The organism is Streptomyces sp. TLI_185, assembly GCF_003814765.1.
GTDB lineage: Bacteria > Actinomycetota > Actinomycetes > Streptomycetales > Streptomycetaceae > Streptomyces.
The window spans coordinates 1,438,444-1,452,402 of sequence record NZ_RKRB01000001.1 but is presented as its reverse complement, the minus strand read 5'-3'; the positions used below and the strand labels follow the sequence as shown (position 1 = coordinate 1,452,402).

Genomic DNA, 13,959 nt, shown 5'->3' with positions numbered 1-13,959 from the left:
CGCGCTCGGTGTCCGTGGGCCGCTGATCGTCATACTCGCCCGGCCCAGCCCCGGCGCCGGTGACCCGACGACGTGCGCTCGCGGCCGGCACCGCGGACGCGCGCTGCTCACCGACTGGAGGGCAGCCGCCCGGGCCTGACACTGACCACGCGCCGGATGGCAACGACGCCCTACGTTCCCTTCGACGAGGGCGTGCAGAAGGTCGTTGCGCAGGCAGCCGACGACCACGGCCTGGAACACATCTCCCTGCTCTCCGGCGCCGGACACGACGCCCAGGAGATTGCCGCGCTCTGCCCCACCGCCATGATCTTCGTGCGGGGCGAGTACTCCTTGATGCCGCGGATCGAGAGCTCCCTGCTCCCTCCCTTTGCATCGAGGTTGCACACCGGACCCAGCCGTCTCAGTACTAGTCTGATCTTCGGATGCACTTGAACAGCTTTTCGAAGCACGGCACATGGGAAAGGTGACCCGCGATGTCGCTGAGCCTCGGCGATCCGGAGTCCATAGGCGGCTACGCGCTGGTCGACCGGCTCGGTAGTGGCGGCATGGGGATCGTCTATCTGGGGCGCTCGGACTCGGGTCGGCAGGTCGCGGTCAAGGTCGTGCACGCGCCGTACGCGCAGGACGAGGAGTTCCGGACGCGCTTCCGGCAGGAGGTCGCGGCGGCCCGCCGGGTGAGCGGCGCGTTCACCGCACCGGTCGTGGACGCCGATCCGGACGCGGAACAGCCGTGGATGGCGACGCTGTACGTCCCGGGCCGCACGCTGTCGAACACCGTGGCCAAGGACGGCCCGCTGCGGGGACGGGCCTTGCGGGTGCTCGCGCTGGGGCTGGTCGAGGCGTTGCGGGACATTCACCGGGTGGGCATGGTGCACCGCGATCTGAAGCCGAGCAACGTCCTGATGGCCGAGGACGGGCCCCGCGTCATCGACTTCGGTATCTCGTACGCCGTCGACAACGAGGCCCTCACCATGACCGGCCGGTTGATCGGCACCCCGCCCTTCATGTCTCCGGAGCAGTTCGCCGCCCCGCGCGAGGTCACCGGGGCCTCGGACGTCTTCTCGTTGGGGTCCGTGCTGGTGTACGCGGCCACCGGAAACCGTCCGTTCGACGGCAGCAGCCCGTACTTGACGGGCTATCAGGTGATGCACGAGGCCCCGGACCTGAACGGTGTCGCCGAACCGCTCCGGAGCATCGCCGAGCGGTGCCTGGACAAGAACCCGGCCGCGCGGCCCGGCCTCGACGAACTGCGCCGTATGCTCCAGGAGTTGCCGGATTCCGATGTGCCGGCCGTCGTCTCGGTCGTGCCGGTCGCACCGGGAGTGTCCGACTCCGCGGAAGCCGACCGTCGTACCTCCCTCACCCACCCCGTCGTGCCGGGCCCTGCCGCCGTCGAGGGAAGGACGGAAGCGGCCGGGACCCGGACCGGTCACGGACGCCGGCGGCGGCGCGTCCTCATCGGCCTCGCCGCTGCCCTGGCGGTCACCGGGGTGAGCATCGCCGCGGTGGGACTCGGGCCGCACCACGACGACGCCTCCCCGTCCCCGGATACCTCCGCGTCCGCCTCGCCCTCGACCGGTCCCGCCGCCACGGTGACCCTGCCGCCGAAGCATGTGCAGTGGGACTACCAGATCGGCGGCGCCTACCCCCTGGCGGCCGGTGCGCGAGTCGTGAGCCGCGACCACGACAGCGAGCCCGCGCCGGGCGTCTACAACATCTGCAACATCAACGCCTTCCAGGCGCAGAAGGGCGAGGAGCACGACTGGGCCTCCGACCTGCTGCTGCGCGACGCCAAGGGAGACGTCGTCCATGACAAGGAGTGGGGCGAGGCGATCCTGGACATCCGCACGGCCGCCAAGCGGCAGCGCATCGCCGCCAAGCTGAACGGCTGGATCGACGAGTGTGCGGCCAGGGGGTACAAGGCCGTGGAGCCCGACAACTACGACGCCTTCACGCGCTTCCCGACCTACCTCAAGCCCGGCCAGGCCGAGGCGTTGATGAAGCTGCTGTCGGTCCACGCCCACGACAAGGGCCTGGCCATCGCCCAGAAGAACACCGCTGAGCTCCTGTCCGACCGTGCGTCCGTGGGCCTCGACTTCGCCGTGGCCGAGGAGTGCGCCGAGTGGAACGAGTGCGGAGAGTTCGCCGAGGCGTTCGGCGGCAACGTGCTCGTCGTCGAGTACACGGCGAAGGGCATGGCGAAAGCGTGCACCAGTTGGGGCGGCACACTGAGCATCGTGCGGCGTGACGAGTCGGTCATGCCCAAGGGGGCCGACGGCTACGTCCGTCAGACCTGCTGACGCCCGGTCCGTCCCACGTGAACCGGGCGTCGGTTTTGGGGAATTGTGGTTCGTGCTTTGCCTGTGCTTGCGTTGCCCGCTTCGCCGCCCGGACCTAGCCTCACCTGCGAAACCGTGGGAAGGGCAGGCATGCTGAAGACCGTCCGCGAGCAGGCATCGGGTCTCACGAAAGATCAGCGCAACGCATTTGTCGCCGCCTACCTGGGCTGGGCGATGGACGCCTTCGACTACTTCCTGGTGGTCCTCGTCTACAGCGAGATCGCCGACGACTTCCATGTCTCCCTCACCGACATGGCCTTCCTCACCACCGCCACCCTGGTGATGCGCCCGGTGGGTGCCCTGCTCTTCGGCATGTGGGCGGACCGCAAGGGCCGACGGCTCCCGCTGATGGTCGACGTCTGCTTCTACTCGGTCGTCGGGTTCGCCTGCGCCTTCGCGCCCAACTACGCCGTGCTGCTGGTGCTGCGCCTGCTGTACGGCATCGGCATGGGCGGCGAGTGGGGCCTGGGTGCGGCGCTGGCCATGGAGAAGATCCCGGCCGAGCGGCGCGGTTTCTGGTCGGGGCTGCTGCAGAGCGGTTACTCACTGGGATACCTGCTCGCCGCCGTGGCCTTCTTCGGTATCGAACCCGCCTTCGGCTGGAGGGGGTTGTTCGCCTTCAGTCTGGTGCCCGCCCTGGTCGCTCTGTGGGTGCGTACCCGGGTGGAGGAGAGCGAGGTGTGGGAGAAGAGCGTGGCGCTCAACCGCACCCCCGCCTACCAGGTGTTCAAGAACCCGGCGGTGCTCAAGCGCTTCGTCTATCTGGTCGCGCTGATGACCGCCTTCAACTGGATGTCGCACGGCACCCAGGACGTCTACCCGACCTTCGTCAAGAAGGGCCTCGGTCTGTCCCCGGACACCGCGATCGCCATCGCCGTGGTCTACAACATCGGCGCCATCATCGGAGGCATGGTGCTCGGCGCCTACTCCGAGAGGCTGGGCCGCCGTCGCACGATCATGGTCGCGGCTGCCGCGGGTCTGGCCGTGGTGCCCTTCTTCGTGCTGTCCACCGCCGTGGGCTGGCTGATGCTCTCCTCCTTCCTGATGCAGGTGTGCGTACAGGGCGCCTGGGGTGTCATCCCCGCGCACCTGACGGAGATGAGCCCGGATGCGATCCGGGGCTTCTACCCGGGCGTCACCTACCAGTTGGGCAATCTGATCGCCGCCCTCAACCTGCCGATCCAGGAGGCCATCGCCGAGCGGCACGGCTATCCGGCGGCGATGTCGTGGACCGTGGTGCCCGCCCTTGCGGTGGTGATCGTCCTGAGCGCCGTCGGCAAGGAGGCCAAGGGCATCCGGTTCGGCAGCACCGGTACGCACGTCCCGAGCACCGCAACGGCCGATACCGCCTAGCGGAAGGTCGACCGGCGCTGCGGTGGGCCGCGCCGCCGTCGCGGAGCGACGATCGGTGCCATGACCGCGGCGGCCAGGCGGTCGCCCTCAACGACATCGGCCGACACCTCGCCGAACTCGGCGAGCTGTGCCAGGCGCTCGACCACTGCCGACGAGCGCAGGCGCTCGTCCAGGCGACGGGCGACCTCAGCGGCCGGGCCCACACCTGGGACTGCCTCGGCCACATCCACCGGCACCTGGGCCGGAACGCCACCGCCGTGGAGTGCTACGACCGGCCTTCGCCCTCTTCCGGTCCCGCTCTCTCCGCCCGGCGGCGCGCGCCGGACCTGTGCAACGGACTCGACCGCCCCGCTGGGAGCCTGTAGCGCTCACGACGGCGGGTCGCCCGTTCGGGCCATCGCTCATCGGCCCGATCCGGCGTGTTGTCCTTGCCGGATCGCCGCTCGTCCTACTCACTCCCCGCCTTCCCCGCCCTTTGGCCTGCCCACCGGGTGACAGGGGGGTGAAGCCTGCGGTGCCGTCCGCTTCCCGGGGCATGCATGAGGATCCCGGCCGGACGGCGGGGCACCATGCGCGGGAGGCGAGCGTGACGTACGAACGAGCCGATCAGGCCGGCCAGCACACCCACAGGGTCCCGGTGCTCATCGTCGGGGGCTCTCTGGTCGGCCTGTCGACCTCGTTGTTCCTCGGGCGGCTCGGAGTGCGCCACCTGCTGGTGGAGCGTCACACCGGCACCTCCATCCACCCCCGCGGCCGCGGCAACAACATCCGCACGATGGAACTGTTCCGTGTCGCGGGCGTCGAGCCGGCGATCCATGAGGCCGCCGCCATCCTGGCCGACAACCACGGCATCCTGCAGACACCCACTTTGGTGGGCGACGCGGGCGAGTGGCTGTTCCGGGAGATCGACCCCGGCGGCGGACTGGCCCGCTTCAGCCCCGGCGCCTGGTGTCTGTGCAGCCAGAACGACCTGGAGCCGGTTCTGCTCGAGCAGGCCGCGGCGCTCGGCGGCGACCTGCGCTTCGCCACCGAACTGATGTCGTTCGAGAGCGACCCGACCGGTGTCACCGCGGTGGTCAAGAGCCGGGAGACGGGTGAGCACAGCACCGTCCGCGCGGACTACCTCGTCGCCGCCGACGGTCCCCGCAGCCCCGTCCGCGAGCAGCTCGGCATCGGCCACAGCGGGCCCGGCGACCTGTTCCACAACGTCAGCGTCACCTTCCGCTCCCGCCGCCTCGCGGACGTCGTCGGCGACCGCCGCTTCATCGTCTGCTACCTCACCGACCCGGCCGCCGACGGCGCGCTGCTCCCGGTGGACAACCGTGAGAACTGGGTCTTCCACGCCCCCTGGCACCCCGAACACGGAGAGACGCTGGAGGAGTTCACCGACCAGCGGTGCATCGAGCACATCCGCCGCGCGGTCGGCGTGCCGGACCTCGACGTGGAGATCACCGGCCGGGCCCCCTGGCACGCCGCCCAGCGCGTCGCCCGCGGCTACCGGTCCGGACGGGTCTTCCTGGCCGGGGACTCGGCCCACGAGATGTCACCCACCGGGGCCTTCGGCTCCAACACGGGAATCCAGGACGCGCACAACCTCGCCTGGAAGCTGGCCGCGGTGCTCGGCGGCTGGGCCGGGGAGGGCCTGCTGGACTCCTACGACGCCGAACGCCGCCCCGTGGCGGAGGCGACCAGCGCCCGGGCCGCCGACCGGTCGGCCGAGCACAGCCACCCCGGATTCACCCCGCCGCCCGACGCCGGCGCCGGCGGCCCCCGGCGCGGCATCCTCAACGTCGCCCTCGGCTACCGCTACCGGCAGGGCGCCGTCGTCGGCACCGACCCCGCGGCCGCGGTCGTTCCGGAGAACCTCGAACTGACCGGCGAGCCCGGCAGCAGGGCGCCCCACCTGTGGGTGCGGCACGGGGCCGAACGGATCTCCACCCTCGACCTCTACGAACGGTCCCTGGTCCTGCTCAGCGACGCCCGCGACCCGAGCGGATGGCACCGGGCGGCCGGCCGCCTCGCCGTGGAGCTGTCGGTGCCGATCCGGTCGTACCGAGTGGGCAGCGGACCCGGGGCCGAACTGGTGCCGGAAGGGGAGGCGCAGTGGACCGAGCGGCACGGCATCACAGTGGGGGGCGCCGTGCTCGTGCGGCCCGACGGGTTCGTCGCATGGCGGTCGCCCGGCCCGGACCCGGACGCCGAATCGGTGCTGCGGCAGGTCCTGAAGACCGTGCTCGCACTGGCTTGATCACCGGCGGCGGCACCCCTGCCCGAGCCCCTGGGCCCGTCACCCAGGTGATCGTCCCGACTGGTGGTGAGGTGACGACTGACTGACGGTGGTTCACGTCGGGGTCCGGTCAAGTCAGCTGATGAAGTACCAGCTGCCGGGCCTTGGCGGAAGGACGTTCCTATGCGTTCTGCTCGCATTTTTCTGGCCACAGCGGCGGCTTCCGCCGTCCTCGCCATCGGTGCGCCCGGTGCGTTCGCAAGCGGTGGCGACTGGGATCACGACGGTTCTTCGCACGGCAAGGAGCACGGGAAGGAGCACGGGAAAGAGCACGGCAAGGAGCACGGAAAGGAACACGGCAAGGAGTCCAGGCACGAGGAACCGCGCGGTGGCGTGCACACCGGTGGTGGTGCGCTGACCGCGGTGAACGACGACGGCGACTGGGGCGGCCCGCGGGACTCGAAGACGGATCCGGACACCTACCGGGACGACTCGTGGGGCAGTGACCACGACCACGAGGGCCGTGACGACGAGGGCGGCGGCCGGGGCAAGGACTCCTGGGGCGGCGGCGACCACGAGAAGCCCAGGGGCGGCATGCACACCGGCGGCGGGGCGCTTGCCGCGCCGACCGCGACCGCGGGAGGGCTGGCGGTGCTGGGGGTCGTTGCCACTGGGCTGTACGCGGTGCGGCGCAAGAAGCCGGCCGTGGGCACGGCCTGACCCGTGCCCGATGCAATAGCGCAGCCGCGGCCGTCACCCGAGCCCCGTGCGGCGGCCGCGGCTCGCGCGCCGCCCGCCCCGTCAGCTCTGCCGCCGTGCCTGAATGAGGTGCTCTCCGATGGCAGTTTCTCCTCCCTCCGACGACCAAGCCTCGCCCGCCGAACCGGGAGTCCCCCGCTCGGGGGTGATGATGATGTGCGCCGCCGCCTGCCTGGTGCTGGCAGCGAGCATGATCAGCGGCCACGACACCTCCGCCGACGCCTCCCGCGCGCAGCCCGCGGCGTCGGCGCCGCAGCAGGCTGCGTCCGTCCCGCACTCCGCCGCGCAGCCGGTGGGCAAGCACCTGCCCCGGTCGAGGCCCGTGCGCCTGCGCATCCCGAAGATCTGGGTCGACGCCCCCTTCACGGGCCTCTCCCTCGGCCCCAACGGTCAGCTGCAGCCTCCCCCCGGCGACGACACCAACCTCGTCGGCTGGCACACCAAGGGGGCCGCCCCCGGAGAGACGGGGACGGCGGTCATCGCCGGGCACGTCGACACCAAGACGTCCGCGGCCGTCTTCGCCAACCTCGGCCAGCTGGCCAAGGGCGATGTCTTCTACGTCCTGCGCGCCGACGGGCGCACGGCGACCTTCCGGGTCGACAGCGTGGAGACCTTCGAGAAGGACGACTTCCCCAGCGACCGCGTGTACGACGACACGCCCCAGGCCCAGGTGCGGCTCATCACCTGCGCGGGCAACTACGACCGGTCGGTCATGGACTACACGGACAACCTGGTGGTCTTCGCCCACCTCGTCTGAGCATCACCCGCGTAGGCCATACGAGTCGCGCGCTTCGGGCCACGGGCACACGATCGAGGAATGTCGACGCCGCCGAATGCGGCCGACGTCGCTTCCGCCCCGCGAAGGAGATGTGCGCAGGATGACCACCACGTCCGAACGTGTTTCCGGTCCGCCGGCCCGACAGGTGTCGCCCCGGGTCTCCCAGTCCGTGTTCGACGGCTCCAGACTCCGCGTCGTCCTGCTGGTGGACGTCTACGACGGAGCCCAGCAGCAGTTCCTGGAGGCGTACGAGCTCCTGTGCAACCAGGTCGCATCCGTCCCCGGACACGTCAGCGACCAGCTGTGCCAGTCCATCGAGAACCCCTCGCAATGGCTCATCACCAGCGAGTGGGAGAGCGCCCCGCCCTTCCTCGCCTGGGTCAACAGCGAGGAGCACGTGCGGATGGTGGAGCCGCTGCACAGCTGCGTCCGGGACACCAGGTCGCTGCGCTTCCACATCGTCCGCGAGACGGGCAGCCCGGCCCCCGACGCGGAGAGCAAGCGCCGGCTCCAGGCGTCGCCCAGGATCGGCGACGGCCTGATCCGGCACGCCCTCACCTTCACCGTCAAGCCGGGCAGCGAGGAGAAGGTCGCGAAGATCCTCGCCGACTACGCCTCGCCCGAGCCGAAGGTCGACGACTCCACCCGGCTGTGCCGCACCTCGCTGTTCATGCACGGCAACCGGGTGGTCCGGGCCATCGAGGTGCGCGGTGACCTGCTCGCCGCACTGCGCCATGTCGCCCGGCAGCCCGAGGTGCGCGCCGTCGAGGAGGCCATCAACCCGTATCTGGAGCAGGACCGGGACCTCGACGACCCCGAATCCGCCCGCGTCTTCTTCACCCGGGCCGCACTGCCCGCCGTCCACCACGTGACGCTGGAGCAGCAGGACCCGCAGGAGGAGCGGCATGCCCTGTCCTATCCGGTCCGGCCCGGCCGCGGCATGCGCCTGGCCGAGGCGCTGGCCCGGCAGGACGAGACCGCCGCGGACGACCCGCGCAGCCCGATCCTGCGCAGCACGATCTTCCAGCGCGACGACGTCGTCGTACGGCTGATCGACGTACGCGGCGGACTGGCGGCCGCCGACCCCGCCCTTGCCCTCGGCCTTCAGGACCCTGGCCAGTTGGCCGAGCTGACGACCTTCCGCATCGACGCGTCCGCGCCCCGGCACGGCGAGTTCGCACGCTGCATCGAGCGCGCCCGGATGGACCTCGTCACCGACCGCCGCTCGCCCGAGGCCTGAGCTGCCATCAGCCGGCCGTGGCGGGCCACAGCCCCCACGTCGATGCAGGACCTGATCGGAGGAACGCCGTGATCACATCCCGTCCCAGAATCGTGGATCTCAGCGAGGTCGAGCCCAACCGTCGGCGCGGCGGCGACCTGCGTGCCATGCTCACCCCCGCCACGGTCGGCTCCACCAGCGGATTCATGGGCGTCGCCATCGTGCAGCCCGGCGAGCGCATCGGAGAGCACTACCACCCGTACTCCGAGGAGTTCGTGTACGTCGTGTGCGGGGACCTGGAGGTGGACCTCGACGGCGTCCCCCAGCCGCTGCGGCCCGAACAGGGGCTGATGATCCCCATGCACATGCGGCACCGCTTCCGCAACGTCGGCAACGTCGAGGCCCGCATCGTCTTCCACCTCGGCCCGCTCGCCCCGAGCCCGCCGCTCGGCCACGTCGACACCGAGGAGAGCGACGCCGTCGAAGAGGTCCGGTCATGACACGCCGGGTGGCGGTCACCGGCATAGGCGTCGTCGCACCCGGCGGCATCGGCGTACCGGCGTTCTGGGATCTCCTGGCCGCCGGGCGAACGGCGACGCGGGGCATCACCTTCTTCGACCCGGCCGGCCTGCGTTCCCGCATCGCGGCCGAGTGCGACTTCGACCCGGCGGCTCACGGGCTGGACGCGGAGCAGACCGCACGGTGCGACCGCTACATACAGTTCGCCCTGGCCTCCGCGGCCGAGGCGATACGCGACGCCGGCCTCGAGCCCGAGCGGGAGAACCCCTGGCGGGTCGGGGTCTCGCTGGGCACCGCGGTCGGCGGCACCACACGGCTGGAGCACGACTATGTGCTGGTCAGCCATCACGGGCAGCGCTGGGACGTGGACCCCGAGGAGGCCGGCCCGCATCTGCACCGTGCGTTCGCACCCAGCACCCTCGCCTCCACGGTGGCGGAGCGGTTCGGGGCGCGCGGCCCGGTGCAGACCGTCTCCACTGGCTGCACCTCGGGGCTGGACGCCGTCGGATACGCCTTCCACACCGTCGAGGAGGGTCGCGCCGACGTGTGCATCGCCGGCGCCTCGGACTCGCCGATCTCCCCGATCACCATGGCCTGCTTCGACGCGATCAAGGCCACGTCGGCGAACAACGACGACCCCGCGCACGCCTCGCGCCCCTTCGACGCCGACCGCGACGGGTTCGTCATGGGCGAAGGCGGCGCGGTGCTCGTCCTGGAGGAGTTGGAGCACGCCCGGGCCCGCGGCGCGCACGTGTACTGCGAACTCGCCGGCTACGCCACCTTCGGCAACGCCTACCACATGACCGGACTCACCCGTGAGGGCGTCGAGATGGCCAAGGCCATCGAGGCCGCCCTCGACCACGCCCGGCTGGACGGGACTGCGATCGACTACGTCAACGCGCACGGATCGGGCACCCAGCAGAACGACCGCCACGAGACCGCCGCGGTGAAGCGGGCCCTGGGCCCGCACGCCTACGACACCCCGATGAGCTCCATCAAGTCCATGGTGGGCCACTCCCTCGGCGCGATCGGCGCCATCGAACTCGTCGCCTGTGTACTGGCGTTGGCGCACCAGGTCGTCCCGCCGACCGCCAACTACGAGACCCCGGATCCCGAGTGCGACCTGGACTACGTCCCGCGCGTCGCACGCGAGCGGAAACTGGACAGTGTGCTCTCGGTGGGCAGCGGGTTCGGCGGCTTCCAGTCCGCGGTGGTCCTGACCCGGCCGAGGGAGAAGACACGATGAGCGAACCGCATCCACGGCGGGCGGCCATCACCGGAATCGGCGTGGTCGCACCCAACGGATCCAGCACGGAAACCTTCTGGAAGTCGGTCAAGGAGGGCATCAGCGTCCTCGACCGGGTCACCCGCGAGGGCTGCACCCATCTGCCGCTGCGGGTGGCGGGCGAGGTCCGCGCCTTCGACCCGTCCACCGCCGTCGAGGAGCGCTTCCTCGTCCAGACCGACCGGTTCACGCACTTCGCGATGGTCGCGGCCGACCTCGCGCTGGACGACGCCCGGCTCGGCCGGCCCGCAACCGACGGCTCCCCGTTCTCCGTGGGTGTGGTCACCGCGGCCGGGTCCGGCGGCGGCGAGTTCGGACAGCGGGAACTGCAGCAACTGTGGGGAAAGGGCAGCCGGTTCGTCGGCCCCTACCAGTCCATCGCCTGGTTCTACGCCGCCAGCACCGGCCAGATATCCATCCGCCGCGGCTTCAAGGGCCCCTGCTCGGTCGTCGCCAGCGACGAGGCCGGCGGCCTGGATGCCCTTGCGCACGCGGCGCGGGCCGTGCGGCGCGGTACCGACGTGATCGTGACCGGCTCGACCGAGGCGCCGCTCGCTCCCTACTCCGTCGTCTGCCAACTCGGTTACGCGGAGCTCAGCACGGAGGCCGACCCGACCCGCGCCTACCGCCCGTTCACCTCCGCGGCCTGCGGATTCGTACCCGCCGAGGGCGGTGCCATGTTCGTCGTGGAGGACGAGGGGACGGCCCTGGCACGGGGTGCGCGCGTGCAGGCGGTCCTCGCCGGACACGCGGCCACCTTCACCGGCGCCTCCCGCTGGGAACAGTCCCGGGAGGGCCTCGCTCACGCCGTCCGGGGCGCCCTGGCCGAAGCCGGCTGCGCCCCCGAGGAGATCGACGTCGTCTTCGCCGACGCCCTCGGCGTGCCGGAGGCCGATCGCGCCGAGGCCCTCGCGATCGCCGACGCGCTCGGTGCGCACGGCACCCGTGTGCCCGTCACCGCACCGAAGACCGGCATCGGCCGCGGCTACGGCGCGGCGGCGGTGCTCGACGCCGCGGCGGCGGTGCTCGCCATGGAGCACGGCCTGATCCCGCCCACCCCCAACGTCTACGACATCTGCCACGAACTCGACCTCGTGACCGGCCGGGCCCGCGTCGCCGAGGCGCGCACGGCGCTGGTCCTCAGCCGGGGCCTCATGGGGTCGAACTCGGCGCTGGTGCTGCGGCACGGCGCCACCGGCGCCTCGTCCTGAGGCGCCGCAAGCAGTAGAGGAGAAGCGCATGTCCGACCGAATAACCGTCGAAGAGCTGGCCGAACTCATGAAGAAGTCCGCCGGTGTCACCGTCAGTCCCGAGGAACTCGGGCTGCACAACCCCGGCTTCGACACCCTGGGCGTCGACTCGCTCGGCCTGCTGGGCATCGTGGGCGAACTGGAGAACCGCTACGGCACAGCGATGCCGCCCGACGCCGAACGCTCCAAGACCCCCCGGCAGTTCCTCGACCTCGTCAACAGTGCCCTCATGACAGGAGCGTGAGATGACCGGACACACGCAGAACGAGATCACCATCGCGGCGCCGCTGGACCTGGTCTGGGAGATGACCAACGACCTGGAGAACTGGCCGCGGCTGTTCACCGAGTACGCCTCCGTCGAAGTCCTGGCCCGGGAGGGGCAGAAGACCACCTTCCGGCTGACCATGCACCCCGACGAGAACGGCACGGTGTGGAGCTGGGTCTCCGAACGCGAGCCGGACCGCGACGCGCTCACCGTCAGGGCCCGCCGGGTGGAGACGGGGCCCTTCGCCCACATGAACATCCACTGGCAGTACGAGGAAGTGCCGGGCGGCACCCGCATGGTGTGGACGCAGGACTTCGCGATGAAGCCGGAAGCGCCGGTCGACGACGCCTGGATGACCGACAACATCAATCGGAACTCCAAGGTCCAGATGGGGCTGATCCGGGACCGCATCGAGAAGGTTGCCGCCGAGCGCGGCGCCACCCCGGGTCTGACCGACTGAGCCGGACGGAGAACAAGCCCCCATGCACCAAGCACTGATCGTCGCCCGCATGGCCCCGGGGTCGGCGCCCGACATCGCCAAGGTGTTCGCGGAGTCCGACCGGGGAGAACTGCCGCACCTCGTCGGGGTGGTCCGGCGCAGCCTCTTCCAGTTCGGCGACGTGTACATGCACCTCATCGAGTCCGAGCGGGAACCCGGCCCGGCCATCGCCGAGGTCACCCGGCACCCCGAGTTCCGGGACGTCAGCGAGCGGCTGTCCGCGTACGTCAGCGCGTACGACCCCGAGACCTGGCGTTCCCCGAAGGACGCCATGGCGCAGCGCTTCTATCTCTGGGAGCGCGACCCGGCCCGCTGACCCTGCCGCGCCTCACCGCTCGCCGGACCCGCAGCGTCGCGGGCCCGGCGACCGGTGGTCCTCGGGGGTCCGATCAGGCCGGGACGTGGCAGTCGAACGCGTGCAGATAGGGGTTGACCGGACGGATGTCGTCGATGACCAGCCCCGCGTCGGTCAGTCGGCCGACCATGCTCTCGGTGGTGTGCTTCGCCCCGCCGACGTTGAGGAGCAGCAGCAGGTCCATGGCGGTGCTGAACCGCATCGAGGGCGAGTCGTCGACGAGGTTCTCGATGACCACGACCCGGGCCTTCGGGCCCCCCGCCGCACGGACGTTGCGCAGCGTACGCGCGGTGCTGTCGTCGTCCCACTCCAGGATGTTCTTGATGACGTAGACGTCCGCCGCGACGGGGACGGAGACCCGGACGTCGCCGGGCACGACGCACGCGCGGTCCGCGAGGTCGCCGCCCGGCCGCAGCCTCGGCAGCGCGTTCTCCACCACTCGCGGAAGGTCGAGCAGACTGCCGTGCAGCGAGGGGTACTTGTCCAGCAGGCTCACCAGCACATGCCCCTGGCCGCCGCCGAGGTCGGCGACCGAGGAACTCCCCGACAGGTCGAGGAAGTCGGCGACGTCCCGCGCCGACTGCACACTGGACGTCGTCATGGCCCGGTTGAAGACGTCGGCCGATTCCGGGGCGTCCTCGTTCAGGTAGGGGAAGAACTCCTTGCCGTACAGGTCCTCGACGACATTGCGCCCGGTGCGCACCGCCTCGTCGAGCCTCGGCCAGGCGTCCCAGGTCCATGGCTCGGTGCACCACAGCGAGATGGCGCGCAGGCTGTTCGGGTCGTCCTCGCGCAGCAGCCGGGAGACGTCGGTGTGGGCGAAGGTCCCGTCCGGCAGCTCGGCGAAGACGCCGTAGCAGGACAGGGTGCGCAGCAGCCGTCGTAGCGGCCGGGCCTCGGCCTTCACCGCGGCGGCCAGGTCCTCCGCGGTCATGGGGTCGTCACCCAGGGCGTCGGGGACTCCCAGCCGGGCGGCCGCCCGGAGGGCGGCGGCACATGCCGCCGCGAACGCGAGCTCCCTCAGCCGCATGGACGGCGGTGGGGCTGTCTGTGCGGTCGTCATGTGCCGCTTCCTTCCTACTGGGCCCGCGGACGGGCCGTGACCTGTGGG

At 71.0% G+C, this 13,959-nt stretch carries 15 protein-coding genes; 13 read left to right on the top strand and 2 right to left on the bottom strand.

The window, feature by feature from the left end; translation table 11 throughout:
- The first annotated feature begins 156 nt into the window (after positions 1–156).
- From EDD92_RS49780 to EDD92_RS06515, 3 genes are all read left to right on the top strand, one after another.
- Complete coding sequence (locus EDD92_RS49780; protein WP_185123951.1) at positions 157–432, top strand: hypothetical protein; 276 nt, start codon at positions 157–159, stop codon at positions 430–432.
- Positions 433–473: 41 nt separating this feature from the next.
- Positions 474–2,300 carry an endo alpha-1,4 polygalactosaminidase gene (locus EDD92_RS06520; RefSeq protein WP_123963419.1) on the top strand — a complete coding sequence of 609 codons (1,827 nt, stop codon included), beginning with the start codon at positions 474–476 and terminating at the stop codon, positions 2,298–2,300.
- A gap of 129 nt (positions 2,301–2,429) precedes the next feature.
- The gene (locus tag EDD92_RS06515) at positions 2,430–3,692 is read left to right on the top strand and encodes an MFS transporter (protein ID WP_123963418.1); all 1,263 of its coding nucleotides are present in this window, start codon (positions 2,430–2,432) and stop codon (positions 3,690–3,692) included.
- Here the strand turns inward: EDD92_RS06515 and EDD92_RS06510 are convergent.
- A complete protein-coding gene (locus EDD92_RS06510; RefSeq protein WP_123963417.1) occupies positions 3,689–3,916 on the bottom strand; it encodes a hypothetical protein in 228 nt (75 codons plus the stop codon). The two genes, EDD92_RS06515 and EDD92_RS06510, sit on opposite strands and share 4 nt — an antisense overlap.
- Before the next feature lie 311 nt (positions 3,917–4,227).
- On the opposite strand from EDD92_RS06510, the gene EDD92_RS06505 reads away from it, so the two are divergent.
- The 10 genes from EDD92_RS06505 (at position 4,228) to EDD92_RS06460 (ending at position 12,809) form a co-directional block, all read left to right on the top strand.
- Positions 4,228–5,940 carry an FAD-dependent monooxygenase gene (locus tag EDD92_RS06505; RefSeq protein WP_123963416.1) on the top strand — a complete coding sequence of 571 codons (1,713 nt, stop codon included), beginning with the start codon at positions 4,228–4,230 and terminating at the stop codon, positions 5,938–5,940.
- Between the two features lie 162 nt (positions 5,941–6,102).
- Entirely contained in the window at positions 6,103–6,639 is a 537-nt protein-coding gene (locus tag EDD92_RS06500) for a hypothetical protein (RefSeq protein WP_123963415.1), read from the top strand.
- 118 nt (positions 6,640–6,757) lie between these two features.
- Positions 6,758–7,435 carry a class F sortase gene (locus EDD92_RS06495; RefSeq protein ID WP_260326367.1) on the top strand — a complete coding sequence of 226 codons (678 nt, stop codon included), beginning with the start codon at positions 6,758–6,760 and terminating at the stop codon, positions 7,433–7,435.
- Between the two features lie 121 nt (positions 7,436–7,556).
- Positions 7,557–8,696 carry a SchA/CurD-like domain-containing protein gene (locus EDD92_RS06490; protein WP_123963414.1) on the top strand — a complete coding sequence of 380 codons (1,140 nt, stop codon included), beginning with the start codon at positions 7,557–7,559 and terminating at the stop codon, positions 8,694–8,696.
- A 68-nt stretch (positions 8,697–8,764) separates the two neighbouring features.
- A complete protein-coding gene (locus tag EDD92_RS06485; protein ID WP_260326364.1) occupies positions 8,765–9,175 on the top strand; it encodes a cupin domain-containing protein in 411 nt (136 codons plus the stop codon).
- On the top strand, positions 9,172–10,440 hold the full coding sequence (locus EDD92_RS06480; RefSeq protein ID WP_123963413.1) for a beta-ketoacyl synthase: 1,269 nt from the start codon (positions 9,172–9,174) through the stop codon (positions 10,438–10,440). Before EDD92_RS06485 ends, EDD92_RS06480 begins: the two co-directional genes overlap by 4 nt.
- Entirely contained in the window at positions 10,437–11,690 is a 1,254-nt protein-coding gene (locus EDD92_RS06475; protein ID WP_123963412.1) for a ketosynthase chain-length factor, read from the top strand. The genes EDD92_RS06480 and EDD92_RS06475 overlap by 4 nt, the downstream gene beginning before the upstream one ends.
- Positions 11,691–11,718: 28 nt before the next feature.
- Positions 11,719–11,973, top strand: coding sequence for an acyl carrier protein (locus tag EDD92_RS06470; protein ID WP_030931337.1), 255 nt, complete (start codon positions 11,719–11,721; stop codon positions 11,971–11,973).
- A gap of 1 nt (position 11,974) precedes the next feature.
- Positions 11,975–12,454 carry an SRPBCC family protein gene (locus EDD92_RS06465; protein ID WP_123963411.1) on the top strand — a complete coding sequence of 160 codons (480 nt, stop codon included), beginning with the start codon at positions 11,975–11,977 and terminating at the stop codon, positions 12,452–12,454.
- A gap of 22 nt (positions 12,455–12,476) precedes the next feature.
- Positions 12,477–12,809: a TcmI family type II polyketide cyclase gene (locus EDD92_RS06460; protein WP_123963410.1), complete on the top strand. Its 333-nt coding sequence runs from the start codon at positions 12,477–12,479 to the stop codon at positions 12,807–12,809.
- 73 nt (positions 12,810–12,882) lie between these two features.
- On the opposite strand, the gene EDD92_RS06455 is transcribed toward EDD92_RS06460, so the two are convergent.
- Entirely contained in the window at positions 12,883–13,911 is a 1,029-nt protein-coding gene (locus EDD92_RS06455; RefSeq protein WP_123963409.1) for a methyltransferase, read from the bottom strand.
- Between the last annotated feature and the right edge of the window lie 48 nt (positions 13,912–13,959).

Coding starts and splice junctions, on each gene's coding strand:
- EDD92_RS06480 (WP_123963413.1), top strand. CDS start 9,172: ATGACACGCCGGGTGGCGGTCACCGGCATAGGCGTCGTCGCACCCGGC.
- EDD92_RS06460 (WP_123963410.1), top strand. CDS start 12,477: ATGCACCAAGCACTGATCGTCGCCCGCATGGCCCCGGGGTCGGCGCCC.
- EDD92_RS06505 (WP_123963416.1), top strand. CDS start 4,228: ATGCATGAGGATCCCGGCCGGACGGCGGGGCACCATGCGCGGGAGGCG.
- EDD92_RS06465 (WP_123963411.1), top strand. CDS start 11,975: ATGACCGGACACACGCAGAACGAGATCACCATCGCGGCGCCGCTGGAC.
- EDD92_RS06500 (WP_123963415.1), top strand. CDS start 6,103: ATGCGTTCTGCTCGCATTTTTCTGGCCACAGCGGCGGCTTCCGCCGTC.
- EDD92_RS06490 (WP_123963414.1), top strand. CDS start 7,557: ATGACCACCACGTCCGAACGTGTTTCCGGTCCGCCGGCCCGACAGGTG.
- EDD92_RS06495 (WP_260326367.1), top strand. CDS start 6,758: ATGGCAGTTTCTCCTCCCTCCGACGACCAAGCCTCGCCCGCCGAACCG.
- EDD92_RS49780 (WP_185123951.1), top strand. CDS start 157: ATGGCAACGACGCCCTACGTTCCCTTCGACGAGGGCGTGCAGAAGGTC.
- EDD92_RS06470 (WP_030931337.1), top strand. CDS start 11,719: ATGTCCGACCGAATAACCGTCGAAGAGCTGGCCGAACTCATGAAGAAG.
- EDD92_RS06520 (WP_123963419.1), top strand. CDS start 474: ATGTCGCTGAGCCTCGGCGATCCGGAGTCCATAGGCGGCTACGCGCTG.
- EDD92_RS06455 (WP_123963409.1), bottom strand. CDS start 13,911: ATGACGACCGCACAGACAGCCCCACCGCCGTCCATGCGGCTGAGGGAG.
- EDD92_RS06475 (WP_123963412.1), top strand. CDS start 10,437: ATGAGCGAACCGCATCCACGGCGGGCGGCCATCACCGGAATCGGCGTG.
- EDD92_RS06515 (WP_123963418.1), top strand. CDS start 2,430: ATGCTGAAGACCGTCCGCGAGCAGGCATCGGGTCTCACGAAAGATCAG.